The 25,561-nt window shown below is 71.3% G+C and carries 21 protein-coding genes; 6 read left to right on the forward strand and 15 right to left on the reverse strand.

Annotated elements, in window-relative coordinates:
- Positions 1 to 22 precede the first annotated feature (22 nt).
- Entirely contained in the window at positions 23 to 382 is a 360-nt protein-coding gene (locus tag FCL41_RS12265) for a DUF3499 domain-containing protein (RefSeq protein ID WP_137067177.1), read from the reverse strand.
- A 49-nt stretch (positions 383 to 431) separates the two neighbouring features.
- Between FCL41_RS12265 and FCL41_RS12270 the strand changes: the two genes are divergently transcribed.
- Positions 432 to 854 carry a metallopeptidase family protein gene (locus tag FCL41_RS12270; protein WP_239021632.1) on the forward strand — a complete coding sequence of 141 codons (423 nt, stop codon included), beginning with the start codon at positions 432 to 434 and terminating at the stop codon, positions 852 to 854.
- A 48-nt stretch (positions 855 to 902) separates the two neighbouring features.
- On the opposite strand, the gene FCL41_RS12275 is transcribed toward FCL41_RS12270, so the two are convergent.
- The 3 genes from FCL41_RS12275 to FCL41_RS12285 form a co-directional block, all read right to left on the reverse strand.
- Positions 903 to 2,303 carry a DUF5719 family protein gene (locus FCL41_RS12275; RefSeq protein ID WP_137067178.1) on the reverse strand — a complete coding sequence of 467 codons (1,401 nt, stop codon included), beginning with the start codon at positions 2,301 to 2,303 and terminating at the stop codon, positions 903 to 905.
- A complete protein-coding gene (locus FCL41_RS12280) occupies positions 2,300 to 5,215 on the reverse strand; it encodes a glycosyltransferase family 2 protein (RefSeq protein WP_137067179.1) in 2,916 nt (971 codons plus the stop codon). The genes FCL41_RS12275 and FCL41_RS12280 overlap by 4 nt, the downstream gene beginning before the upstream one ends.
- Positions 5,216 to 5,285: 70 nt before the next feature.
- On the reverse strand, positions 5,286 to 5,540 hold the full coding sequence (locus FCL41_RS12285; RefSeq protein ID WP_137067180.1) for a WhiB family transcriptional regulator: 255 nt from the start codon (positions 5,538 to 5,540) through the stop codon (positions 5,286 to 5,288).
- Between the two features lie 165 nt (positions 5,541 to 5,705).
- On the opposite strand from FCL41_RS12285, the gene cofD reads away from it, so the two are divergent.
- The 3 genes from cofD (at position 5,706) to FCL41_RS12300 (ending at position 8,539) form a co-directional block, all read left to right on the forward strand.
- On the forward strand, positions 5,706 to 6,707 hold the full coding sequence (gene cofD, locus FCL41_RS12290; protein ID WP_137067181.1) for a 2-phospho-L-lactate transferase: 1,002 nt from the start codon (positions 5,706 to 5,708) through the stop codon (positions 6,705 to 6,707).
- Between the two features lies 1 nt (position 6,708).
- A complete protein-coding gene (gene cofE / locus FCL41_RS12295) occupies positions 6,709 to 7,707 on the forward strand; it encodes a coenzyme F420-0:L-glutamate ligase (RefSeq protein ID WP_137067182.1) in 999 nt (332 codons plus the stop codon).
- A gap of 97 nt (positions 7,708 to 7,804) precedes the next feature.
- Positions 7,805 to 8,539 (forward strand): DUF3105 domain-containing protein, encoded by a 735-nt coding sequence (locus FCL41_RS12300; RefSeq protein WP_137067183.1) that lies wholly within the window; start codon positions 7,805 to 7,807, stop codon positions 8,537 to 8,539.
- Between the two features lie 11 nt (positions 8,540 to 8,550).
- Here FCL41_RS12300 and FCL41_RS12305 read toward each other — a convergent pair whose 3' ends face one another.
- From FCL41_RS12305 to FCL41_RS12315, 3 genes are read right to left on the reverse strand one after another with little or no spacing between them, the layout of a single operon-like run.
- On the reverse strand, positions 8,551 to 9,663 hold the full coding sequence (locus tag FCL41_RS12305; protein WP_137067184.1) for a mannose-1-phosphate guanylyltransferase: 1,113 nt from the start codon (positions 9,661 to 9,663) through the stop codon (positions 8,551 to 8,553).
- A gap of 23 nt (positions 9,664 to 9,686) precedes the next feature.
- Positions 9,687 to 11,219, reverse strand: coding sequence for a DUF6297 family protein (locus FCL41_RS17135; protein WP_170970350.1), 1,533 nt, complete (start codon positions 11,217 to 11,219; stop codon positions 9,687 to 9,689).
- Entirely contained in the window at positions 11,216 to 11,836 is a 621-nt protein-coding gene (locus tag FCL41_RS12315) for an ABC transporter ATP-binding protein (RefSeq protein ID WP_239021633.1), read from the reverse strand. The genes FCL41_RS17135 and FCL41_RS12315 overlap by 4 nt, the downstream gene beginning before the upstream one ends.
- Before the next feature lie 38 nt (positions 11,837 to 11,874).
- Between FCL41_RS12315 and FCL41_RS12320 the strand changes: the two genes are divergently transcribed.
- Positions 11,875 to 12,603, forward strand: a complete 729-nt coding sequence (locus tag FCL41_RS12320; RefSeq protein WP_137067185.1) for a TIGR03089 family protein — start codon at positions 11,875 to 11,877, stop codon at positions 12,601 to 12,603.
- Between the two features lie 16 nt (positions 12,604 to 12,619).
- On the opposite strand, the gene FCL41_RS12325 is transcribed toward FCL41_RS12320, so the two are convergent.
- The 8 genes from FCL41_RS12325 to FCL41_RS12360 form a co-directional block, all read right to left on the reverse strand.
- Complete coding sequence (locus tag FCL41_RS12325; RefSeq protein ID WP_137067186.1) at positions 12,620 to 15,469, reverse strand: FG-GAP-like repeat-containing protein; 2,850 nt, start codon at positions 15,467 to 15,469, stop codon at positions 12,620 to 12,622.
- Positions 15,470 to 15,729: 260 nt separating this feature from the next.
- The gene (locus FCL41_RS12330) at positions 15,730 to 16,515 is read right to left on the reverse strand and encodes an ABC transporter ATP-binding protein (RefSeq protein WP_137067187.1); all 786 of its coding nucleotides are present in this window, start codon (positions 16,513 to 16,515) and stop codon (positions 15,730 to 15,732) included.
- Between the two features lies 1 nt (position 16,516).
- The gene (locus FCL41_RS12335) at positions 16,517 to 17,413 is read right to left on the reverse strand and encodes an ABC transporter permease (protein WP_137067188.1); all 897 of its coding nucleotides are present in this window, start codon (positions 17,411 to 17,413) and stop codon (positions 16,517 to 16,519) included.
- A complete protein-coding gene (locus FCL41_RS12340) occupies positions 17,410 to 19,461 on the reverse strand; it encodes a glycosyltransferase (protein WP_137067189.1) in 2,052 nt (683 codons plus the stop codon). Before FCL41_RS12340 ends, FCL41_RS12335 begins: the two co-directional genes overlap by 4 nt.
- Positions 19,458 to 20,663 (reverse strand): UDP-galactopyranose mutase, encoded by a 1,206-nt coding sequence (gene glf, locus FCL41_RS12345; RefSeq protein ID WP_137067190.1) that lies wholly within the window; start codon positions 20,661 to 20,663, stop codon positions 19,458 to 19,460. Before glf ends, FCL41_RS12340 begins: the two co-directional genes overlap by 4 nt.
- A gap of 66 nt (positions 20,664 to 20,729) precedes the next feature.
- Positions 20,730 to 21,656: a glycosyltransferase family 2 protein gene (locus FCL41_RS12350; RefSeq protein WP_137067191.1), complete on the reverse strand. Its 927-nt coding sequence runs from the start codon at positions 21,654 to 21,656 to the stop codon at positions 20,730 to 20,732.
- On the reverse strand, positions 21,653 to 22,597 hold the full coding sequence (locus tag FCL41_RS12355; RefSeq protein WP_137067192.1) for a glycosyltransferase: 945 nt from the start codon (positions 22,595 to 22,597) through the stop codon (positions 21,653 to 21,655). Before FCL41_RS12355 ends, FCL41_RS12350 begins: the two co-directional genes overlap by 4 nt.
- A gap of 38 nt (positions 22,598 to 22,635) precedes the next feature.
- Complete coding sequence (locus tag FCL41_RS12360; RefSeq protein WP_239021634.1) at positions 22,636 to 24,021, reverse strand: LCP family protein; 1,386 nt, start codon at positions 24,019 to 24,021, stop codon at positions 22,636 to 22,638.
- Positions 24,022 to 24,330: 309 nt separating this feature from the next.
- On the opposite strand from FCL41_RS12360, the gene FCL41_RS12365 reads away from it, so the two are divergent.
- Positions 24,331 to 25,536, forward strand: coding sequence for an LCP family protein (locus FCL41_RS12365; RefSeq protein WP_137067194.1), 1,206 nt, complete (start codon positions 24,331 to 24,333; stop codon positions 25,534 to 25,536).
- Positions 25,537 to 25,561: the final 25 nt, after the last annotated feature.

Genomic DNA, 25,561 nt, shown 5'->3' on the forward strand with positions numbered 1-25,561 from the left:
CTATCGGCCACCGCACAGAGGGTCAGTCCGTGGTCAGCACACGCAGGTGCCCGCGCCGCACGCCCTGGGAGGGGTCGTCGGTCGGCGGAGTCCGCGGCGCCGGCTCCGAGGGCCGGGCGGCCTCACGGACGGCGTCGGCGAGCGCAAGGAGGTCGTCGTTGGACGGCCCGGTGTCGCGCAGGTCGTTGGCCAGGCGCAGCACCTCCCAGCCCCGAGGGGCTGAGAGCCGCTCGCTGTGCTGCTCGCACAGGTCGTAGGCGTGCGGCTCGGCGTGGATGGAGAGGGGGCCCAGGACCGCCGTCTGGTCGGCGTACACGTACGTCAGGGTCGCGACCGCGTTGCGGCCGCACGCGGTGCGCGAGCAACGACGGGCGGAATTCACACCGCAGACGTTACCTCGCGATGCACGCGGTGCCGTCTAGGCTCGCGGCATGGAGATCGCGCCGCGCCGGACCCGGGATCGCCGCGGTCGGGGCATGCGTGGGCCGGGCGTCATGCCGCGAACGCTCGGCACCCCGGCCCTGGGCAGCGAGCGGGAGCGCTTCGACGCCCTCGTGCTCAGCGTGGTGAAGGTCATCGACGCCCACTGGCACGACCGGCTCGGGCTCGTCGAGTACGCGGTCGAGGACGCGCCGCTGGTGCCCGACGACTGGGACGACGCCGGGGTGCCGCTCGCGTCGGTGGTGCGCGGCCAGGGGGCCACGCCGAGTCGGCTGGTCCTCTTCCGCCGCCCCCTGGAGCACCGCGCCGACACGCGCGAGGAGCTGCGCGCGCTGGTCCTCACCGTGGTCGTCGAGCAGGTCGCCGAGCTGCTCGGGATGGACCCCGAGGACGTCGACCCGCGCAACCTGTGAAGGCCGCGAGTGACGTCCCAGCAGGCGTCGCGTCGGTGGAGCGCCGCGTCAGTAGAGCGCGGGGCCCACGTGCGGCACCCAGTTGTCGGTGACCAGCTCACGCACAGGTCGTACCGTCCCCGCGCCGGACTCGACCGCCGCCACGACCGGCACCCCGTCCACCACGACCTCCACCCAACGGGCGCGACCCGCGAGGTCGAGCCGGGCGCCCTGCCCGGGGCGTACGGTCAGCCGCCGCTCCTTGAGCGGCGTGCCGTCGGCGGCACGCTGCCGGACCCGGACGTCCGACGGCTCCTGGGCGCCGGCCACCACCAGACGGTGGTCCCCTCCGGCGAGGGTCGTCGCGCCCGACCCGGTCAGGGGCGCCGTGGCCACGGCATGGCTCAGTGTGTTGCCGTCCGTCGTGCGCAGGAGGCCGACGACGGGGGCATCGGCCTGCAGGCGCAGGGCCACCAGGCCAGCGGCGGCCCGCGAACGCAGGAAGGCACCCAGGTCGACGCTCACGGTGGCACCGCCCGGCACGGCGATCTCGGGCACGTCGGCCGGCGCGAACTCGCTCTCCGGCGTCACGGCCCTGAGCCGCACCAGGGTCTGGTCGGTGCCCGGGTTGGTGAGCACCAGGGTGCGGTCGCCCTCCCCGCGCCGGACCCCGGGGAGGTAGCTGTCGGTGGCCGGCGCGGCGGCGGGCGGGAGCCAGGAGACGGCCCGGTCGTCGCTGCCCAAGGGGTCGACCCGGTCGACGACCGAGGAGGCCAGACGTCCGCGGTTGACCTGGATGTGGAGGGAGACGTCGTCGCGCTCCGGAAGGACCGCGGCCAGGTCGAGGGTGAGCTCGTCACGCGCCGGCACCGCGACACCGCGCAGGCGGGCGACCTCGCGGATGCCGTCGGCGGCGTGGACGACCACGTCCGCGATGGCGGGGCCACCGTCGGGGTTGACCAGGCGCAGCACCGAGGAGTGCTCGGCCCCCGCGCCGACGCCGGCGAACCACACGTCGCTGCTCGGGCGCAGGCAGTCGGTGGCGATGCCGCCGCCGCTGCGGCTGGCGACCAGGCCCGAGGCGGTCGGGCCCTGCCCGCGCAGGAGGTCGGTGCCCTTCGTACGCCACGTCGCGACGGCCCCGGAACCGACCTCCAGGTCGGCACCGGAGGTACGCAGTGCTCCCGAGACGTCCGGGTCGGCCAGGGCTGCCTGCAAGGTGTCGGCGCCTGCGAGCGCCGGTGGGCAGACCACGACGGTCGAGGTCAGCGGCGTCGCGGAGGGCGGCTTCGCGGAGTCCTCGGTCGGGGCCGGGTCGACGGTCGCGAGGAGCCCGACCGTGGCGAGGGGGATCACGAACGCCAGGACGGTCAGCGGGTTGACGGAGCGCTGCCCGGAGACGAGCGCGCGCCGCCGGTCGCGGGTGTCGGGACGCTCGGCGCGGCGGGAGGGGCGGGGCTCGGGGGTCATGCGGCGGACCTCGATCGCACGAGAGTAGGGGCGGCGGCCACCAGGGCCACCAGCCAGGCGGCCCCCTGGATGACCAGGAGCAGGACGCGCCCCGCGCTCACCTCGCTGGCCACACCAGCGACCGAGGTCTCGCGGTCGACGCGCCAGGCGCGGGTGGAGCGGTCCTCGGCGCTGGCCTGGACCAGTCCGTCGACCGCGTCGAGGCCGGCGGAGACGCGCCCGTCGACGGGTGCCGGGAGCACGACGTACTCGATGCCGTGCTCGGCCAGGGCCTCCACGTCACGAGGGCTGGGGGCTGAGACGAGGCGGGTGACGATGTCGGTCATCTCGCGGTCCTCCGGGGTCAGGCCGAGGATCTCGTCCTCCCCCACGGTGATCCCGTCGCCACGTCGGACCCGGTAGGTGACGCCGTCGTCGACCGAGCCGCGCACCACGAGGACGCCGTGGTCGTCCCCGGTCAGGGAGCTCTGCGCCATGTAGGCCGGAACCACCTCGGCCCGGTCCTCGTGGAAGGCGTTGTCGGCACCGAGCCACCAGACGATGCCGCCCAGCGGCACGGCCACGGCCACCGCGGCGACCACGGCCGCAATGGCTCGCTGCCACCACGGGTGCGGGTCACCGGAGAGGCGCCGTACGAGGGCACCGGTGCCGAGGGCGATCACGACGATGGCGATGCCCTGGAGCACCACGACGAAGAAGCCCATGCTGGGCGGGGTCGAGGTCGCCGGGAGGTCGAGCACGACGAGCCCCAGCACCGCGACCACGCAGGCGGCGGGGAGCGCGACGAGCCATCCGATCATCACCGGCACCCGGGTGGAGATCGGGGCGATGGCCAGGACGGCGAGCACCCCGATCGGGACACCGAGCCACCACGGCGCGCCGAGGTCGGAGAGGCGTCCGGTCGCCAGGTCGGTGAAGTCGACGGCCGAGACGGGCAGGCGTCCCGCTTCGAGGAGGAGTCCCTGCACGGCTCCGGTGCCCAGCAGGGGCAGGAACCACGGGAGCAGCAGCACCGGGACGAGTCCCAGCGCGAGGGCGGGCGGCCCCCACGCGGACCGCTCGCGCAGCAGCCGGGGACTGATCGCGAAGGCGGCCGCGACGACGAGCGCAGAGGCCAGCAGGCCGAAGAGCCAGACACCGGGCACGAAGGCCGAGCAGAGCGCGAGGAGCAGCCCGGTACGCCAGGCGGCTCGCCAGCGACGCTCGGCGTCGGGGTCGGCGAAGCCGATGGCGGCGTGGGCCAGCCAGGGCAGCAGCGCCGCGAGCGCGACGGTCCCGAAGCGGCCCTCGCCCCAGGCGCCGGAGGTGGCGGGCACGAGTGCGTAGGTCACCGACCCCCAGACCAGGACCCAGGTCGAGAGGCCACGCGGGTCGACCAGACGGCCGACCAGGCGCAGGAGGCGCCACGCTCCCCACAGCGCGATCGGCACGGCCAGGAGCATCAGGACGCTGATCACCGCACCCGCGTTGCCGCCGGTGAAGAGGCCGGCGACCGCGAAGAGGGCGACGTAGGCCGGCGCCGGGACCCGGCTGCCGGTGCCGAGCGGGTGCTGGGACTCGACGTGGAGGCGCCACCAGTCGGCCGCGCTCTGCGGGACGGGTGACAGTGCGCCCCCCTGGATCTCGCCGAAGGCCGCGCGGGCGGCGACCACGGCGAGCACGACGAAGAGGGTGAGGACGAGCGCGACGGGGTTGGTGAAGAAGCGGTAGACCAGCCCGGAGTCGGCGTAGAGCTCCGCGTCGTCGTCATCGGGGTCGTCGGAGCGCCGAGGCTCCTTGGCGGCCTGGAGCGGTGCGAGCGCGGGCGAGGACGCGATCTCGGCGGCCAGCGCCGCCTCCTTCGCCTCACGGCGCCGGTCGGAGAGGTCCTGGGCGCTGCTCGCGAGCGCGGAGGCCAGGTCGGTGGCCACGTCGAGTCCGTGCCGGTAGGGCAGCCACCAGGGCGGCCGCAGGGCGGAGACGTCGCGCGGGGAGTGCTCACGCAGCGCGGCACGCTCACGGCGGGCGGCTCGGACCTGGCCGGGATGGGTGTAGATCGAGAGCAGCGCGGCCAGCTCGTCGAGCGCCTGGCCCACCGCCCGCACGCCCAGCAGCCCCAGGACGCGGAGCAGGGTGCCGAAGAAGAGGCGGAACGTCTGCCAGAGCAGCTGGCGGGACTTCACGTTGGCCAGCAACGTCAGGAGCGCGGCGCGGCGCTCCTGGTAGTGCGGGTGGCGTCCGGTGAGCGCGGTGCGGCGGGTGCCCCGGCTGGCGGCCTCGGCGTGGAAGACCACGGCCTGGGGGACGACGTACGTCCGGTGCCCCGCGCGCGCGGCCCGCCACCCGAAGTCGACGTCGTTGCCGAAGAGCGGCAGCCGCTCGTCGAAGCCTCCGAGCTCCTCCAGCACGCGACGACGCACGAGCATGCCGGCGGTGTTCACGGCCAGCACCTCGCGCTCCTGGTCGTGCTGCCCCTGGTCGTACTCCCCGCGCTCGAGGCCGGTCTCCCGACGGCCCGTGCCGGAGATGGTCACCCCGAGCTCGAGGAGCCGGCGCAGGGAGGGCCACTCGCGCAGCTTGGGGCCGAAGATCTCGACGTCGGGATACTCCTGCGAGGCGGCGAGCAGCCACGCCAGCGCCTCGTGGTCCGGCGCGGAGTCGTCGTGCAGCAGCCAGATCCACTCGTCCTCGTCAGCGGGTGGGAGAGCGTCGAGGGCGGCCCGCACGGCGGCGGGGAAAGAGGTGGAGACCGGGAGGTCGACGACGGAGTCCTCGCCGAAGGCCTCCACCAGGAGGCCTCGGGACTCGTCCTTGCTGCCGGTGTCGACGGCGAGGCAGCGATCGGCAGGACGGTGCTGGCTGCGCATCCCCTCGAGGACGTTCGGCAGCCACCTCGCCCCGTCGTGGCTGATCAGTACGGCGGAGACGGTCACCCGTCAACCCTAGGGAAGGGCATCAAGACCGTGCGAATCGGGCACGGAGAGTGTGCGGAGGCGGAACAGGTCAGACGGCGCGCTTCTTCAGCTTGCGACGCTCCCGCTCGGAGAGGCCGCCCCAGATCCCGAACCGCTCGTCGTTCATGAGCGCATACTCCAGGCAGTCGGTGCGGACGTCACACGTCAGGCAGACCTTCTTGGCCTCACGGGTCGAGCCACCCTTCTCAGGGAAGAAGGCTTCGGGGTCGGTCTGTGCGCAGAGCGCTCGATCCTGCCAACCCATTTCTTCGGTGTCGGCATCGAGGAGAAACAGTTCCCGCATCGGCCCTCTCCTTTCAACCCAGTGTCCGGACCTCTCCCCGTCGTGAGGACCGTTTGAACAACACTAGTGGAATTACATGCTTGTCGCGCACGTAAGTCAAGCCCGATCCACAGAAGTCTGGGGTCTCCTGCGTGTCGCAGAAGGGTTCAGGCAAAGATATGTCGTATGCGCGACATCACGGTTCTCTCCGGTGGTATGGGGGGCGCGAAGTTCCTCCGCGGCCTGCTCCACGGCATCTCTTCGAGGACCCTCCCCCACGTCCACCCCGACGCCCGCGTCACGGTGGTGGCCAACACCGCCGACGACATCTGGCTCCACGGCCTCAAGGTCTGCCCCGACCTCGACACCGTCATGTACACCCTCGGTGACGGCATCGACCCCGATCGGGGCTGGGGCCGCCGCGACGAGACGTGGAGCGTCAAGGCCGAGCTCGAGGCCTACGGCGTCGAGCCCACCTGGTTCGGTCTCGGCGACCGTGACGTCGCCACCCACCTGGTGCGGACGCAGATGCTCGACGCCGGCTACCCCTTGTCGAAGGTCACCGCTGCCCTGTGCCGTCGCTGGCAGCCGGGCGTCACCCTGCTGCCGATGACCGACGACCGGGTCGAGACCCACGTGGCCGTCGCCGACCCCGACAGCCCCAGCGGACGTCGTGTCATCCACTTCCAGGAGTACTGGGTGCGGCTGCGCGCCCAGGTCCCCGTCGAGGCGCTGGCCTTCGTCGGGCTGGACCAGGCCACCCCTGCCCCCGGCGTGCTCGAGGCGATCAGCGGAGCCGACCTCGTCATCCTGCCGCCCTCCAACCCCGTGGTCTCCCTGGGCACGATCCTCGACGTGCCCGGCGTGCGTGACGCCGTGCGTACGACCCCGGCCAAGGTCGTCGGCCTCTCCCCCATCGTCGGAGGCGAGCCCGTGCACGGCATGGCGCGCCAGATGCTCACCGCCATCGGCGTCGAGGTCAGCGCGGCCGGCGTCGGGCGCCACTACGGCGCGCGGCGCAGCGGCGGACTGCTCGACGGCTGGCTGGTCGACGAGACCGACGCCGACGCCGTGGCCGGTCTCCAGGTCAGTGGGCTGGACGCCGCTGCGGTGCCCCTGATGATGACCTCACCCGAGGCCACCGCCGCGATGGCGGCGGCCGCGGTGCAGCTCGTGGCCGGCGCCTGAGGTGCGCGGCATCGAGGTCATCGCCCCCGACGGGATCGGCGAGGTCACGGCCGGCACCGACCTCGCGGTGCTGGTGAGCGAGGCGATCGACCTGGCCGACGGCGACGTCGTGGTGGTCACCAGCAAGGCCGTGAGCAAGGCCGAGGGCCGCACCGTCGCCGCCGGGACCGGCGCCGACGGGGAGGCGGCGTACGAGAAGGCGCTGGTCGAGGAGACCCGCCGCGTCGTCGCGCGTCGCGGTCGGACCCGCATCGTGCGCAACCGCCTCGGGCTCGTCATGGCGGCTGCCGGCATCGACCGCTCCAACGTGGAGGTCGGCACCTTCGTGCTGCTGCCCGACGATCCCGACGCCTCCGCGCGCCGACTGCGCGAGCGCCTGCTGGAGCTGACCGGGGCCAACGTGGGCGTGGTGGTCACCGACACCGCCGGCCGCGCCTGGCGCGACGGCCAGACCGACATCGCGATCGGGGCCGCCGGCCTGGACCCCAGCGAGGAGTTCGCCGGGCAGGTCGACCCCTACGGCAACCCGTTGGAGGTCACGCTCCCCGCGGTCGCCGACGAGATCGCCGGCGCCGCCGAGCTCGCCCAGGGCAAGCTCGGCGGTCGTCCGCTCGCACGGCTGCGCGGTCGCGCCGACCTGGTGCTGGGCGTCGGCGAGCACGGCCCCGGCGCAGCCTCGTTGCAGCGCCCCGAGGGTGCCGACCTCTTCGGCTTCGGCGCCCGCGAGGCGGTCGTGGTGGCGCTGTCCGGCGAGAGCAGGCTGCACCCCGTCTTCGGGGCCCCCGCCGCGCCCGAGGAGCTGGCCGAGGCGTTCGCCCGGGTGAGCCCGGGTGCGCTGCTCGCGCCGTCGGGCGACGCGTGGGAGCTGCGGACCGTCTCACCCCTCCCCCGTGCCGCCCTGACGGCCCTGTGCGTGGCCCACGGTTGGAAGGCCGAGCTCGCCGAGGCGGCGCCGAGCGAATCCGTGAGCTTCGCCCGCCTCTCACCCGCCAGTCCGTAGACTCACCCCGACCTGAGGCGCGGTCCCACCCCGGAACGCCTCTCCACCGCACCAGTACTCCCCCGACTGTGCGCCGACAGCGAAGGTACGACCCATCGTGGCCAAGCAGGACAAGACGAACCGTCAGGCCGTCATCGAGGAGATCCGCAACTCCCAGAAGGCAGCCGACCGGCGCCGCGGAGGCATGATCGTCGGTGTCTCGGTCATCCTGGGCGTGCTGATCATCGCGGCCGCCGCCTGGAAGCCCGTCTCCGACGCGTTCTCGCAGCGTGAGTTCAAGGCGAAGGAGCTCTCCAGCATCGGCGCCAAGGCCGCCGATGTCTGCCAGGACATCACGACCAAGCCGGCCGACGGCATGATGGACCACGAGACGCCGGGCACCCCGATCCCCTACGCCGACGCGCCCCCGGCCTTCGGCACCCACTACGACTCGTGGGAGCCGATGCAGCGCAAGTTCTACGGCGAGGACCGCCCGGAGCTCGGCTACCTCGTGCACAACCTCGAGCACGGCTACACGATCCTCTGGTACGACGAGACCATCGCCAAGGACGACGCCAAGCTGGACGTGGTCAAGGGGCTCGCGGCCAAGTTCGACGGCGACGACATGCGCAACAAGTTCAAGGCCGCGCCGTGGACCGCCGAGGACGGCGACGCCTTTCCCGAGGGCCAGCACGTGGCGCTGACCCACTGGTCGGCGGGCGGCACCGGGGAGACCGACACCGCCAAGCAGGTCGGCGTCTGGCAGTACTGCTCGGAGCCCAGCGGCGAGGCCCTCGAGGACTTCATGAACGAGTACCCCTACATGGACTCCCCGGAGCCCGGCGCCGGCTGACCCGGACCAGCTCAGACCAGCTCGTCGTGGCCGTCCTCCTTGAGGGCGGCCACGATCGATTTCACTTCCTGCGCCCGGGCCTTCGTGGTGACCAGCACGGCGTCGGGGGTGTCGACGACGACGACGTCCTCGATCCCGACCACCGCGACGGTCCGTCCGCCTGCCGGCACGACCAGGCCGGTGGCATCGTGCGTACGCACCTGTGCGGCGTCGCCGATCACCCGCAGGCGGGCGTCGTCGCCGGCGAGTGCGGCGAGGAGGTCGCCCAGTGAGGAGAAGTCGCCGACGTCGTCCCAGGTGAAGCGGCCGGGCACGCAGGCCACCCGACCGGCGGCGGCCGCCGGCTCCGCGACGGCGTGGTCGATGGCGATCCGAGGCAGGGTCGGCCAGATCTCCTCCAGCCGCTCCGGGGTGGCCGCGATCGTGCGCAGCGCAGCCGTGAAGTCAGGGTCGGTCTCCGCGAGCAGGTCGAGCAGCACGCCCGGCCGGACCACGAACATGCCCGCGTTCCAGCGGTAGGCCCCCGAGGCGAGGTAGCTGCGGGCCACCTCCAGCGACGGCTTCTCCACGAACTCCTCGACCCGGCTGGCCGCGAGCCCGGGCAGGGCCTGACCGGCCCGCACGTAGCCGAAACCGGTGGCGGGGCCGGTCGGCTCGATGCCGATCGTCACCAGCCAGCCCTCGCGCGCAGCCTCGACCGCAGCGGTGACGCACTCCTCGTACGCCTGCTGGTCGCCGATGACGTGGTCGGCGGCGAAGGAGCCCATCACCGCGTCGGGGTCGAGCCGCTCGAGCATGGCGGCCGCCAGGCCGATGGCGGCCATGGAGTCGCGCGGCGACGGCTCGGCGACCACGCGGTCGTCGGGGAGCCCGGGCAGCTGGCGTCGTACCGCGTCGGCGTGCGCAACTCCGGTCACCACCAGGCAGCGGTCCGCGGCGAGGGGGGCAAGTCGGTCGAGGGTCGCCTGGAGCAGCGTGCGGCCCGACCCGGTGAGGTCGAGGAGGAACTTCGGCGCCCCCGAGCGCGAGAGCGGCCACAGCCGGGTGCCAGCCCCACCGGCCGGGACGACGGCCCAGAAGTCCGCGAGCGCAGGTCGGGGCGTGGAGGTGTCGGTGGCAGCCATGGCAGCGAGGGTAACGGTCGGACTCAGCGTTCCTTCGACACCTGCCAGCCCAGGGCAGCGAGCGAGGTCAGGAGGATCCACGGTTCGCCCACCAGGACCAGCACCAGCGCCAGCGCCACCGCGACGTCGGGCCCGTGGAGGAGCTGCCGGACCACTCCGATCGGCAACGCTCCGGCGGGGGTGGTCACCACGGCACCGAGCTCGGCGGGCACCGGGTCGGAGGAGCGTATGGTGGCGGCCAGCCCGGCCACCGCCAGGTGGAGACCACCCCACCACGGACCGTCCACGAGAAGCACGGCGGGCATCGCGACACAGGCCGAGGCCAGCGCCGGCAGCAGCGTCAGCGCCAGGGTGACCCCGTGGGTCGGTGCCACCACCGCCCGACGCAGCCCCGGGGAGCCGAGCCAGGTGCGCAACCCCTGGCCCGCCTGCCGACCCGACCACGCCGCGACCACGCCCGCCAGCAGCACGGCCCCGCCGTAGCCGAACCCCTCACCGGCGACCACGATGGCCGGCACAGCCGCGAACGTGACGGCCACCGCACGCCACCGCCGGCGCACCAGGCGCAGGTCCGCGACGAGGAACGCGTACGCTCCCCGCCACCGCAGCGGCCTGCTCGGGTGCCTCCCCCCGCGCAGGTCGGCCCGGCGGCGCTGCAGTCCGGTCAGGGCGGTGGCGTCCATCATCAGGGCGGAGTCGGCGACGGCGTCCACGACCTCGCGGCCACGAGCCAGCTGCGCGTCCGAGAGCTCCGCCAGCACGCTCCCGGGCCGTCGCAGCAGGACCAGGGCGACCACCAGGGCGACCACCAGAGCGGCGAGCAGCAACCCGGTCGTGACGACCGCTCCGACCAGCCCCGGGCCCTCGACACGCCACCCGCCGGCCGGCGGCTCTGGCAGGTGCGCGACACGGGTGACCACGGCGCTCAGCAGGGTGAGGCCGAGGAGCACCAGCACGGCCCCCGCCCCTCGACCCGGTTGGCGTCCCGAGAGCCGGGGCTGGACCACCACGAGGGCGACCTGGACCACGGCGGCACCCAGCGCACCGACCACCGCACCCAGCGCCAGCACCACCGGGTCGAGCCCACCGCCCTGCGCGGCGAGGGCGGTGAGGAGTCCGACCAGCGTCCCGCCCAGCGCCGCGGCCCCCACCGTCGCCGCGAGGGGGCCGCGCAGCAGCACGGCGCGTTCGGCGGTCGTGCCCAGAAGCCAGCGGGCGGCTGCCCGCTCGGCGGAGACCGGCCCCACCGCACCGCCGGCGAGCACCAGGGCACCGAGCCCCAGCATCGCGACGGCGACCGCGGAGGACGCCGGGTGCTGCTGCAGGACGCAGCCGGCACCCTCGCCCACGGTGCACACCTGGCTGGTGAAGGTCTCCCGGGCGAAGGAGACGATCCAGACGGCGAAGAGCACCCCGGAGAACACCCACACGTAGAGGTCGGTGAAGCGCTCCGCGCCGTCACGCCTGCGCGCCCTCGCCCGGGCCAGCGCGGAGACGGCCTCGTGGGCCGCCACGTCGTCGCCACCCCGGTCGGGGCGCCGCGGCGCCACCCTCATCCGGCGCCGACCTCGAGCACCCTCGCCCCCGACGCGGTCACCAGCTCGTCGGAGTGGCAGGCCATCAGCACCGAGCGGCCCTCGCGGGCCTGCAGGGCGAGCCACTCGCCGAGCCAAGCCCTCCCGTCGGCGTCGAGGCGCTGCTCCGGTTCGTCGACGAGGAGCAGCCGCCACGGGCGTACGAGCGCGACGGCCAGCGAGAGACGCTGCCGCTGGCCCGAGCTGAGCGTGCCGGGAACCTGGTCGGCCACGCGGGTGAGCCCGAGGTCGGCGAGCGCCGTGCGAGCCACCGTCGTGGGATCCACCACGCTGTCGGCCCGGGCGAGGAGGTCGAGGTGCTCGAGCACCGTGAGGTCGGGGAACCAGGCCGTGTCGTCCAGCAGCGCGAGCACGTCGCCGCGGACCGCCGCGTCCCGCGTGTCCAGGGGGCGGCCGTCGAGCAGCACCTCCCCCGAGTCCGGCTCGTCGAGGCCGACCACGCACCGCAGCAACGTGGTCTTGCCCGCGCCGTTGGGTCCGACCAGGGCGACCACCTCGCCCTCGCGCACCGCCGCCGTCATGCCGTCGAGCACCGTGCGCCCGCCGAACTCCTTGACCACCCGTTTCAGCTCCAGCACGCGACGATCCTAGGAGGAGCGACGTCTACGCTGGCCCGATGACGTCTCCCCGCACCTTCACCACCGCCCTGGACCGTCAGCTGCGGCGCGCGCCCGGTGACCCTCTGGTCACCTTCTACGACCACGCGAGCGGCGAACGCGTGGAGCTCTCCGTGGTGACCTACGCCAACTGGGTGGCCAAGGTCTCGAGCCTGCTGACCGAGGAGTGCGGTCTCGAGCGCGGCCAGCGGCTGCGCATCGATCTTCCTCCGCACTGGCTCGGCCCGGTCTTCCTCGGCGCCGCCTGGACCGTCGGCCTGGTGGTGAGCGACTCCGACGACGTCGACGCCGTGGTCTGCGGTCCCGCCACCGTCGCGCGGTGGTCCGAACGGGCCGACGACCTGGAGGTGCTGGCCTGCAGCCTGCTCCCGCTGGGCCTGCGCTTCCCTGACGGAGTTCCCGAAGGCGTGCGCGACGTCGGCCTGGAGGTCTGGGGCCAGCCGGACTCCTTCATCCCGTGGGACCCGCCCACCGACGACGACGCGGCGACGGTCGGCGACGACGGCGCCACCGTGTCGCAGGCCGACATGATGGAAGCGGCCGCCACCGGGAGTCTCCTCACCGACGGCGGCCGCCTCCTGACGGTGGCGAACCCGACTTCCCCATCAGGTGTCGCCACCTTCATCGAACCCCTCGTGCGAGGCGGTTCGATGGTCCTGGTGGCCAACGCGGACCCCGAGCGACTCGAGGCGACCGCGGAGCAGGAGCGGGTGACCGCGCGAGTGTGACCCCGCGCGGACCGGCTCACCCGGCCAGGTCGTAGGCGCCCAACCCCTCCCCCAGGAGGCGACGGCCGGTGAGCCCGTTCGCCGACGAGGTGAAGAGGTAGAGCAGGCCGGTCTTCTTGTCACGGGCCAGGAGGTCCGTGGTGCCCTTGGCCAGGTGGGCGTCGCTGATCGCGACCTTCCAGTCGTACAGCGTGGGGTTGTAGACCGAGGAGGTCTTGAGGCGCCCCAGGGCTCCGGAGAAGCCGGTGGCCGGCACCCCCGCCGCCACCGTCTTGGCGCCGCGCCCCGCGTAGAAGACGGTCTTGCCGGCGACGGTGCCGATCAGGTCAGGCATCTTGTCGCCGTCGATGTCGCCGACTGCCTCGAGGTTCTGCACCTCGGAGAAGCCACCGCCGATGCGCTTCGGGTCGGCCAGGCGACCGGTGCCGTTGCCGCGACGCAGCTGCAGGGCACCGTCATTGCGGATGCTGATCACGTCACCGTGTCCGTCGCCGTCGAAGTCGCCGGCGTTGATCAGGGCCCGGATGCCACCGGCGGTGGTGCCGGTGCCGATGGGCACACCGAGCTCGAACGTGCCCGGGTTGGTCAGCAGCACGAGCGAGTTGCCGCGGCGTGCCACCACGTCCGGCAGTCCGCCGGTGACGAGCGGGGCGACGGAGAGGTTGGTGATCTTCTTCCGCACGCCCAGCGGGCCGAGCGGCAGGCCGAAGCTGCCGTTGCCCCGTCCGGGCAGGACCTGGAGGGTGCCGTTCGACGTGCGGACCAGGAGGTCGTTGACGCCGTCGCGGGTGAAGTCGCCTCCCCCGGCGATGGCGGTGCTCGCCGCCCAGGTGCCGGGCGTACGCGACTGGGTGCTGAGGGCGTTCTTGCCGGTGCCACGCAGGGTGTAGGTCACGCCGGCGGAGTCCCGCCCGATGAGGTCAGCACGCCCGTCGCCGGTGATGTCGCCCACGGCCGTGAGTGACGTGTAGCGCTTGACCGTGCGCTTGAGGTCGACGCGGCTGAAGCCACCGTTCTTCTTCTGCACGAATCCGCGGAGCTTGCCCGTCTTGATCTCGCGACCCACGAGGTCGGCCCGCCCGTCGCCGTTGAGGTCGCCGTAGGGCACGAGCAGGTCGTGCTTCTTGGTCGCCAGGACGCGGCGCTTCGGGGCGGCGAAGCCACCCTTGCCGTCACCTGCGTGGATGCTCGCGACGCCGTTCGAGTCCAACGACACGACGTCGGCCCTGCCGTCGCCGGTGAGGTCGGCGGAGACGAAGAACTTGCCACGCGCCTTCCACCCCGTCGAGACGGCCTTGGGCGCACGCAGGCTCGAGGTGCCGCCGGTCGGGATGATCAGCAGGCGGTTGTCGGACTTGCGGCGCACCACCAGGTCGGGGTGCGGCGTGCCCACGAGGTTGGAGTCCTTCACCGGGGTGGAGTACGGCGGTTTGGGTGCCGGGCTCGGGGTCGGGGTCGGGGCGGGCGCGGGGGCCGGGGTGACGACCGAGCCACCCTGGGCGGACTTGGCCAGCTTGCGGATGTCGCCGAGACGCGCGTAGAGGTGCTTGCCCGGGCAGGCGGTGCTGCCTGCGTCGCGGTGGCCGCTGATGGCCTGGAACGTGCCCTTGCCGACCTTCACCTTGGTGGCGGAGGCGTCCACGCCGGCCAGGCTGAGCTTCCACGCCATGAGGGCGCCGTAGGCGTCGACCATGGCCTGGGGCGGCTTGACGGTCTCGAAGTTGCCGATGGCCGACATCGCGAAGGCGTAGTCGTTGTAGCCGAGGGTGTGCGCGCCGACGACGGCCTTGTCGACGCCGCCGTAGCGACCTTCCCAGATCCGGCCGAAGCGGTCGACGAGGAAGTTGTAGCCGACGTCGCTCCAGCCACGCGACTTGGTGTGGTACGCGTAGATGCTGCGGATGATCCCGGGCACCTCGGCGGCGGTGTAGTTGTTGGCGTTGACGGTGTGGTGCACGAAGCCGGCCTTGATCGTGCCGTAGCGCAGCGACGACTTGTCGCGCAGCTTCTCGTTGGCACCCCACTGGGCGCGCGAGTAGATGGTGGGCTTGGGAGCCGACTTCTTCTTGGCCGCGCTCAGCTCGATGTCGCCCTCCTGGGCGCTGGCGTCGTCGTCGTCCGCGGCGGGGGTCTGCGACTCGATGGCCGGGCCCTCCTCGCGCGTGGCGGTCGTGCCGGGGTCGACGACGGCGAGCGAGAGGCCCTCGGGCAGCTCACCGGCGGCGTCGGCACGGAGCTCGACCTCGTCGACGTCGCCGACGATCAGGGCGTCGGTGCCGCCACGGGCCCGGCGGGCGTCCGGGCTGTCGGCCTCGGGGGCGTGCTCGTCGTGGTAGACGAGGTCGCCCCACTCGCTCCACTCGTCGCCCACCCGCGTACGCACCTGGAGCGCGAGGTCGCCCTCGGAGACCTGGTCGGCGTTGTCCCACGTGACGCCGACGGCGCCGTAGCCCTTCACCGGAGCCTTGACGGTGGCCTCGACGACCTCGTCAGCGTCCGCGGAGAGTCCGTGGTCGTGGCCGTCGTCGTGCCCACTGTCGTGCCCGTGGTCACTGCTGGGCTTCTCGGCCCGCTTCTTGGTGGCCGGCGCCTCGGACTTCTTCTTGGCGGCGGGCTTCTTCGAGGCGGGCGCACCGGTCGCGACCGCGTACTCCTTCACCTCGGGCTCCACCGGAGCGACCGGGACCTCGGAGGTCGAGACGCTGGCGGTGTTGACCGGCGGCGCCGCCTGGACGAGTCCGGCAGGGGGCTGCGGGACGACGTCGAGCGAGACCACGTTGGTCGCCGGGGCGAGGACGGCCACCACGAGACCGAGCGCCAGGGTCGTCTGGCACGCAGTGATGAACCGAGCTTGATTGGTACGCATAAGGGCCTACTCCAGTGCGGGGGAAGAGTCACACAGTGAGCAACTTTCACATGAGTCACACCAGTCAGTCGAGTAAAACTGAGTAACTACAACGGTGTAATTTCCAGTCGCCACGCCGACCAACTCGCACTTTGTCAACTTTTCGATCCCCAGAATGGCGTAGTTCCGGCCGTTCTGACGGCTGAATGGCGCGAAAAGGTAAAGAAAAGAGGCCGACCCCCGATGGGGGTCGGCCTCTCCGTGTCTAGTCCGTTCAGATGTCAGATGTCGGCACCCAAACCGTCGTCGGCATCGTTCGGGTCGCCACCGACGTTGGCGTCGGGGTCGTCGTACTTCAGGAAACGGATACCTTCCTCCACTCCCCCGTCAAAGGCGAGCTTGCCCTTCTCCAGGACCAGGACCCGGGTGCACAGGTTGCGGACTGCGCCCGGCGCATGGGAGACGTAGAAGATCGTCGTGCCGGAGTTCTTGATCTCGTCCATCTTCAGCTTGCACTTGCGCTTGAACGGGCGGTCACCGACCGCCAGCGCCTCGTCGGCGATGAAGATGTCGGAGTCCACGTGGATCGCCACGGCAAAGCCCAGACGAGCCTTCATGCCCGAGCTGTAGTAGGTCACCGGGGTGTCGAGGAACTTGCCGAGGTCGGCGAACTCCACGATCTCGTCGAACTTGCGGCGGGTCTCCGCCTCGCTCATGCCCAGGATCGCGGCGTTGAGCCACAGGTTGTCGCGACCCGACAGCTGCGGGTCGAACCCCGCACCGGTGGCGATCAGGCCGGCGATCCGGCCGCGCGTCAGGACCGAGCCGGAGTCGGGGCTCATCACGCCACTGATCAGCTTGAGCAGCGTCGACTTGCCCGAGCCGTTGAGGCCCATGAGGCCGATGGCCTCGCCCTCCTTGACGTCGAAGCTGACACCGTCGACCGCGTTGAACGTGTCGTGCGTCTTCATGCCTCGAGCCTTCGCCAGCGCCATCTGCTTCAGGGAGCGGTGGTACTGCATGCGGAAGGTCTTCGTGGCGTCGCGCACCTCGATGAAGTTGGTCATCTCAGAGCCTCTCCGGGACGCGCTTTTCGTACTTGCTGAACCACAGCTGCGCCACCACGAGGAAGACCACGGAGGCCACGAACATGATCCCGCCCCGCGCCCACAGGTCGTCCGGGAAGTGGGTGTCGATCAGGTGCTGAGGATTGTCTGCCGTGCCGACCCAGAAGCAACGCTGCAGCAGCAGCACCGCCTCGGCGACCGGGTTGAGCAGGTAGATCTGCGACCCCAGGTCACCGAACCGCTCGTGGACCATCGTGTAGGGGTAGATCATCGGCACCGAGAAGGTCGTGAACTGGGTGAGCGTGCCCACCACCTTGCCGAAGTCACGCATGAACACGTTGAGCACGCTGAAGAAGAGCGCCAGCCCGAGCCCGAGCGGGATCAGGATCCCGAAGGCCAGCAGTCCCGCGCCGACTCCGACCGGGTCCGGGACCCAGCCCAGCAGCACGCACGCCACGAGGAGGATCACCAGCATCGGACCGGTGTGCCACAGGGCCACCAGCATCCGTGACACCGGGAAGAGCTCCTTGGGCATCGCCAGCTTGGAGATCAGCCCACGGCTGCGCACCAGCGAGGCCGTGCCGCCGTTGAAGGTCTCGGTGAAGAAGTGGACCAGGATCATGCCGGCGAACAGGTGGATCGCGAAGTTCGGGACGTCGTCTCCCCCGCGGCCGATCGCCACCTGGAAGACGAAGTAAAACATCAGGAACCGCACGCCCGGCTGGAGGTAGCTCCACGTCCAGCCCAGCGCGGTGCCCTGGTAGCGCGACTTGATCGTGTTGCGCACCAGCATCCCGAGCAGGTAGCGCTGGCGGAAGACCTCGAGCAGGCCCGAGTTCGAGGCCGGCGGCGCGAGGGGAGGCAGCTCCTCCCCTCGCATCGTGGGAGCCTGGCTCATGCGTCCGCCGCAGGGCTCTCGGTGGACCCGGACTGCTCCGTCCCCTGCGACATCCACGGGGCGAAGGTCTTCTCCCACTCCTCGGGCGAGGTGATCTCGCCCAGCGCGTCGCGGTACTCCTTCGCCAGGCGCGGCCACTCCTTGCGCAGACGCAGGTGGATGTCGACCGTCTTCTTCAGCAGCTCCTGGAACTTCTCCGGGTCACGCTGGTAGAGGGCGGCCGAGGAGCCGTCGGGCATGGAGACGACGACCGAGTCGTACTTGGTCAGTCGGTACCACTGCGAGTCCATCGCGGGCAGCTCTGCCTCGGGGTTCTGGCGCGAGGTCGGGCGCACCGGCAGCAGCTGACGGATCGGCGCCTTGAGGGCGGCCAGCCTCGTCTGCATGCCGGTGGGGACACCGGTGTCGTCCTTGCCCTTGCGCGGCGGCTTGTGGCGGCGTACGGGCGGGAAGGCGTCCGGGTCGGCCTGCAGCTGCGCGTCGGAGAAGGGCTTCACGAACTCGCGGATCTCGGGCAGCTTCGTCGCGAGCTCGCCGTGCAGGGCGCGCGGTCCGGCGAGCACGTCCTCGAGGGCCTTGTGGCGCAGCTCCACGGTCGAGTACTGCATCGAGACGATGTGCTTGACCTGGTGGTTGAAGCTCTCCTGCACCATGCGGCCGCCCTTGGGGTAGGCCGAGTGGAGCAGCGCGGCGATGAAGCGGTTGCGCTGGTGGAAGTACGACTGCCAGTCCAGGCCGTCGTTCTTGTCGGTCCACGGCACGTGCCAGACGGCGGCACCGGGGAACGTGACGGTCGGGTAGCCGGCCGCGCGGGCGCGCAGGCCGTACTCGGAGTCGTCCCACTTGATGAAGACCGGCAGCGACAGCCCGATCTCCTCGAGCACCTGGCGCGGGATCAGGCACATGAACCAGCCGTTGAAGTCCACGTCCACGCGCTTGTGCAGCCAACGGGTGGAGCGCAGGTTGCGGGCGCCGAAGTCCCAGTCGCCGAAGACGCCCGGAGCCGACTCCCACCAGAAGCGCCAGGGCTGGACGATCTCGCCGAAGGAGTGCAGGCGGGCGCGGGAGTAGATCGAGAACATGTGGCCGCCCACGATCGTGGGACGGCGGGCCAGGTCACCGAAGGTGATGGCGCGGATGATGCCCTCGGGCTCGCAGATCACGTCGTCGTCGAGGCACATGAAGTACGTCGCCGTGCCCTTGCGCACCGACTCGAGCTGGCCGCGGGCGTAACCGCCGGAGCCGCCGAGGTTGCCCTGCTCGATGACCCGGAGCTGGTCGCCGAGCGCCGCCTGGGCGCGCGGGAAGTCCTCGTCCTCGGTGACCAGCTTGGTGCCCTGCTCCATGACGAGCACCTCGTCGAGGTAGGGGCGCAGGTCGGGGTCCTCCCCGATCTGGACGATCAGGTCGGCGCAGAAGTCGGGACGGTTCATCGTGGTGATGCCGATGTCGACGGTGCCGTGCTCGGCGCGGTCGGCGGGGACCTCGGCGGTCCACTCGGCGGACTCGACGACGACGTCGTCCTCACCGGCAACGACGTCGTACCAGTACCAGCCGCCGTCGACGAAGGGCTTCAGCGGCAGCTCGAAGGTGAAGGCGCCCGCGGACTTCTCGCCCGTGGTGACCGTCTCGACGCGCTGCGAACGGCCGTTGGCCATCGACCGGTAGACGGTCAGCGAGGCGCCGACGCCCGTGAGCCGCACGGTGAGGGTGACGTCGGTGACGACCGTCCACCGGCGCCAGTAGCTCGCCGGGAAGGCGTTGAAGTAGGTGCCGAACGACAGCTTGTCCCCCGCCACGACCCGCAGCGCGGTGCGGTTGAGGATCTGGTCGGGGTGGATCGAGGCGCCGGTCGAGATCGACTGGCGCATCTGCGCGGCGTTGAGCTCCTGGGCGTTGCGGTTGGCCCCGACCTCGTACTTGTCGGCGTCCAGCACGGCGGGCTCGGGGTCGACGTAGAGCCGGAAGACGTCCGAGTCGCTCTGGGTGGGCAGGATCTGGCGCTGCAGCAACCGGGTCACGGTCGCGGCCTTGGGGGTGCGGCTCATGCGTCCACTCCTCCGCTCTTGAAGGGCTCGCCGTCGGCGAAGTGCGGGCGGATCTTGTTGTCGTACATGGAGAGGGCTGCACCGATCGCCATGTGCATGTCGAGGTACTTGTAGGTGCCCAGGCGGCCACCGAAGAGGACCATCGGCTCGTCCTTGGCCAGCTCGCGGTACTTCAGCAGCTTGGCGCGGTCCTCGGCGGTGTTGATCGGGTAGTACGGCTCGTCGCCCTCCTCGGCGAAGCGGCTGTACTCGTGCACCACGATGGTCTTGCCGGCGAGGTGCTTGCGCTCCGGGTGCAGGTGCTTGAACTCGAGCACCCGGGTGAAGGGGACGTCGGCGTCGTTGGCGTTGACCACGCCGGTGCCCTGGTAGTCGTCGACGTCGAGCGTCTCCTGCTCCAGGTCGATGGTGCGCCACGAGAGGCGACCCTCGGAGTTGTCGAAGTACTCGTCGACCGGGCCGGTGTAGACGATCGGGACCTTGCCCTTGTAGTCGTCGGCGACGGCGAAGAAGTCGGTCTCGAGCTGGACGGTGATGTTCGGGTGCTCCGCCATGCGCTCGAGCCACGCGGTGTAGCCGTCGACCGGCAGCCCCTCGTAGGTGTCGTTGAAGTAGCGGTTGTCGAACGTGTAGCGGACCGGGAGGCGCGTGATGATGTCCGCGCTCAGCTCCTTGGGGTCGGTCTGCCACTGCTTGGAGGTGTAGCCCTTGACGAACGCCTCGTAGAGCGGGCGGCCGATCAGGGAGATCGCCTTCTCCTCGAGGTTGGTGGCGTCCTCGGTGGCGATCTCACTGGCCTGCTCGGCGATCAGCGCGCGCGCCTCGTCGGGGGTGTGCGACTTGCCGAAGAACTGGTTGATCAGGCCCAGGTTCATCGGGAACGAGTAGACCTGCCCCTGGTACTTCGCGAAGACCCGGTGCTGGTAGTTCGTGAACTCGGTGAAGCGGTTGACGTACTCCCACACCCGCTTGTTGGAGGTGTGGAAGAGGTGCGTGCCGTACTTGTGCACCTCGATGCCCGTCTCCTCGTCGAACTCGGAGTAGGCGTTGCCGCCGATGTGCGGGCGACGCTCGAGGACGAGCACCTTCAGGCCGAGATCGTTGGCGCAACGCTCAGCGACCGTGAGGCCGAAGAAGCCGGAGCCCACGACCACCAGATCAGGCAGGTCGCTGGGCTCGGTCGACGGGACGGACTCGGACAAGACGTGCTCCTCACGAAGGGATTCTTCACAACAGTGCTGGCCCCTGGGGGCACAGGCCAAGCGAGTCTAGCGGCGTGCGGGGCGGGGTCCCGGCACGGCGCGCATCCCCCACGCGTCCCTCATGGCCCGGGTCACGTTGCCGGCCTCGGCCCGTCCGCCGCGCAGGGGGCTCAGGACCACCACGGCCAGGGTGATCAGGAGCGGCTTGAGCCGGACCAGGAGGTTCTCCCCGTAGCGCAGGTGCACCACGAAAAGATTGCGGTACATGTAGTAGCCCTTCCACCCCGACAGGTCGTGCTGCTGGTTGAAGTCGAGCTGGCGCACCAGCACCGCGTCACGCTGCGCCCAGATGGTGCGCCCCGACCGACGGACCCGGATGGCGAAGTCGACGTCGTCGTAGAAGATGAAGAACGAGGGGTCCGGCAGGCCGATCTCGTCGATCACGCTGCTCCGGGTCATGAACCCCTCGAACGCGACGTTCTCGACGGGCACCCGCTCCGGCATGTCGGCCCGCGAGGCGTACGTCGAGTCGACGCTCGCCGTCTTCGGCCGGATGGCGAGCGGGTTGGCGAGGTCGAAGCGCAGCGCGGACTTCTCCACCAGGTGGCCCGCCAGGTCCTCGCGCACCACCATCAGGCAGTCCTCGTCGGCGGCCATGAGCACGGCCAGGCAGTCGGGGGCGGGCACGGTGTCGTCGTCGACGAGCCAGATCCGGTCGTACCCGGCCTCGTACGCGGTCTTCGTCCCGAGGTGGAAGCCGCCAGCTCCCCCGAGGTTCTCGGGCGAGGAGATCACCTGCAGCGGCAGGTCGTCGCGCGCCGCCAGCACCTCGGCCGTGTGGTCGGTGCTGGCGTTGTCGACGACCACGACGGCGTCGGGAAGGCGCGTCTGCGCCGCCAGGCCGTCGAGCATGCGGGTGAGCAGGTCGGCGCGGTTGTAGGTGACGATCACCACGGCGACGCTCTCGCGTCCGGGCCCGTCGGGGGCGGTCATGCGAGGAACCTCCGGTGTCCGGTGAAGTCGCCGCGCAGCGCAGCGGCGAAGGCGGAGAAGCTCAGCCGCAGCCGCGCCGGGTCGCGGTGGGTGAAGAGGTAGAACCACACCGTCTTGGCGACGAAGGCCAGGGCGTGGGGCGTCCCGCGGTACTCGCGCAGGTTGAGCAGGTTGTTGCGGGCCATGCAGTAGTGCTTGAGGTCGCTGGGGCTGTGGTTGTAGGTCATCCGGCCGCCGAGCATCGGGGTGCCCAGCGCCCCGACCGAGGGGTGGCGGACCACGGCGTCGACCACGGTGGCGATCCGGGCACCGGCGCGCTCGGCGCGCAGCCTGTACTCGTGGTCGTCGCCCCAGATGAAGAGCTCGGCCCGCACCGAGCCGATCTTCTGCACCAGCTCACGGGTGACCAGGACGCCGTTGAAGGGGATCACCACGTCGCGGATCAGGCCGTCGGTCGCAGCCGCCCGGACCGCGGCCATGTCGTGGACGACGGTGGAGGTCCCGGGCAGCCGGATCGGGAAGACGAGCCGGTCGCCGCGCTCCTCGTCGACCACGGCCGGCCCCCAGAAGTCGAGCTCCCCGTCGTGGGCGAGCAGCACCTCGAGGCAGTCGGGGTCGGGCATGCCGTCGTCGTCCATCAGCCAGACCAGGTCAGCCCCACGCTCCACGGCGACGTCCAGCCCTTCACGGAAGCCACCGGCGCCGCCCCGGTTCTCGTCCAGCAGGCGGGGCACGACGGGCGTGCCGGGCGTGCCCTCCAGACCACGCAACCAGGCACCGGTGCCGTCGGAGGAGGCGTTGTCGACGACCACGATCTCGGCGACGCCGTCGATCTCGCGCAGGCGCGCCACGAGGCCCTGCAGCAGCGTGAGCCGGTTGAAGGTGACCACCGCCGCGACGATGCGGCGCGGGCCGGGAGCGGCGGGGTGGGCGTCGGTCACGGGGTACACCCTAGAGCCGGGGTCCACGGCTCCCGGAGTCAGCAGGCAGCTGCGACGTCGTCCGTGTCGTTCGCCACGTAGCCGCTGCTCAGGGTGCCCTTGGAACCACCGGTGACCGCGTCGCTCGCCGGCTTCGGCTTCTTCGCGGCGCCGGCCTTCTTCTTGGGCGGGTTCTCGGAGTGGTCGACGGCCTTCTGCACGGCCGCGTGCGCGACGTCGATGTCCGGGTTGGCGGTGGTGAGCAGCGGCGGCACCAACGAGACGCTGGCCATCTTCTGGTCCTTGGCCTTGAGCGCCAAGGAGATGAAGGTGTCGAACTCGCCGCCCGGGATGCTCGTCGTCAACATCGAGGAGCCAGCCTCCATGATGTCGCGCAGGTTGAGGACGGCCTGGGCGGGGTTGACCTGGGTGAGCAGCGCACTCATCACGCACTTCTGTCGCGCCATGCGCGAGTAGTCGTCCGAGCCGTGGCGGGCGCGGGCGAACCACAGCGTGTCCTCGCCGTCGAGCGTACGGACGCCCGGCTCGATGTAGTGGAAGGACGCCTCGTGGGGCAGCCCGACCGGGATGCGGTCACGGACGTTGAGCTCCACGCCACCGAAGGCGTCGACGACGTTGCGGAACCCCTTCATGTTGACCATGGCCCAGTAGCTGATCTCGAGGCCGGTGATGCCCTCGACCGCGGAGATGGTCGCGATCATGCCCGCGTGCTTCCTCGGCTTGAAGAGCTCGACATGGTCCGTCGCCCACGTGCTCACGCCGTTGAGCATGCAGCCGTCGCAGTCGAAGCCGTCGGGGAACTGCTCGTCCATCACCGACCCCTCCTTGAAGGGGAAGTGGCTCATGTTGCGCGGCAGGCCGATGAGGACGGTCTTGCCCGTCCTGGCGTCGATGCTGGCGACGGTCAGTGAGTCGGGCCGCAGCCCGACGCGGCCCGCGCCCTGGTCGGCTCCCGCGAGCAGGATGTTGAAACGGCCGTCGACCGCCCCCTGCACCTCGCTGTCGCCGGCCACCGCGATCCAGAAGTCCCGGTTCACGTTGACGACGTGGGCGCTGAAGAGCAGGGTCCCGACGACCACGAAGCACAGCGCGCCGTTGATCCCGACCAGCGACAACCGGTGGTTGCGCAGCAACGACAAGGGCTGGCCCAGGCGCCAGGCGTCGACGAAGAGCACGCCCCAGCCGAGGGCGACGGCAATCAGCACGACACGCAGGAGACCGAGCAGCGCCGGGCTGGTGCCAGCCTTCAGCCCCAGGGCGGGCCACGTCCAGGTGAGCAGCAGCGCGACGACGACGACGACGAGCAGCGCCCCCCAGATCCGCAGGGCGATGCGCCCCAGCCGGCGGTCGCCGGCGACCAGCTGCGCCGACCCGGGCAGGACGAGGGTCATCAGCAGCAGCGTGACGGCACGACGGAAACGCACGCGAGCAGCACGGTCCGACACTCCCAGGGGGGCGAGCGGGGCGGACGGAGGAGCGTACGACGACATCAGGGCTCTCTGCTGGAGAAGGAGGGGCGGGAGAAGAGGGGGCGGGAGGAGCAAGGGCTGGGGCAGGTGCGGCCCACGATGAACCGGGGGTGAAAACCGGTGCCCCCAGTATCACCAGCCACACCGGCCACATCGGCCCATGACGCTCCGGCGTGTCCGAGAAGAGCCGACCGGTCTGCACCGCTCAGCGTGGGAGCGTCGTCGATCCCCGGTCCGCTCCCCCGGGCCGGGTAGTTTGCCCCCATGGCATCACGAAGGCCCGACAGCGGTGGCCCCGAGGAGGGCTCCCCCGAGTACCGGTGGTTGTACGGCGAGGACCCGGCGTCCTCGACCGAGACCCAGCGACCCCCTGACCAGACCCGCGTCATCCGCGCTCGGCCCAGCGCCGGCACGGCGCCTTCCCGGCCCCGCCAGGCGCCCCCGTCCGGACCACGCGTCCCACCGCCCCCGCCCCCCGGCGACCGCGGCCGCGGACCGCGTCGTCCGCGTGGCGCGAGGCCGAAGCGCAACGTCTTCAAGGTCGTACGCCTGCTGCTCCTGCTGTGGCTCGTCTTCCTCGTCGCCGTGCCGCTCATCGCGTGGCAACAGGTCACGACCGTCGACGCCTTCAAGGGCGACGACCGCATGGCGTCGCAGCCGGGCACGACCTACCTTCTCGTCGGCAGCGACTCGCGCGAAGGGCTGACGAAGGCCCAGCGCCGCAAGCTCGGCACCGGTGACGCGGGCGGGCGCCGCACCGACACGATCATGCTGCTGCACACCGGATCGGGCCGCAACGTCCTGACCTCGATCCCCCGTGACTCGCTCGTCGAGATCCCCGGACGGGGCACCAACAAGATCAACGCCGCGTACGCCTGGGGCGGCGCTCCCCTGCTCGTGCAGACCGTGGAGAGTGCCACCGGAGTCCGCGTCGACCACTACGTCGAGATCGGCTTCGGCGGCTTCGTCGACATCATCGACTCCGTGGGTGGCGTCGAGATCTGCCCCAAGGCGCCGATGAAGGACAAGGACGCCAAGCTCAACATCAAGGCCGGGTGCCAGGAGGCCGACGGCGCCACGGCGCTGGGCTACGCCCGCTCGCGCAAGACCTACAAGGCGCTGGGCGACGTCGACCGCGCCCGCGCCCAGCGCGAGGTCGTCTCCGCCATCGCCTCCAAGGCGTTGTCGCCCTGGACGGTCATCAACCCCAAGCGCTACTACGACCTCTCGATGGCGGGCGCCAACTCCTTCACCGTGAGCGAGGGCACCGGCGCCTTCTCGATGGCTCGCTTCGCCTGGGCGATGACCCGCGTGGACGGTGACGCAGGCATGACCTGCGGCGTCCCCATCCGCGACCTCGCCGTGCACTGGGACGAGCAGCGGTCCGAGGAGTTCTTCGGCTACCTGCGCTCCGGCGACACCGAGAGGATTCCCAAGAAGCTGTGCACGCCCTCGGGCATGCCCGGCTGAGGTGACCCGGCCCGGCCGGTCCGTC

It is taken from the genome of Nocardioides jishulii, assembly GCF_006007965.1.
In the GTDB taxonomy this organism is placed as follows: Bacteria; Actinomycetota; Actinomycetes; order Propionibacteriales; family Nocardioidaceae; genus Nocardioides; species Nocardioides jishulii.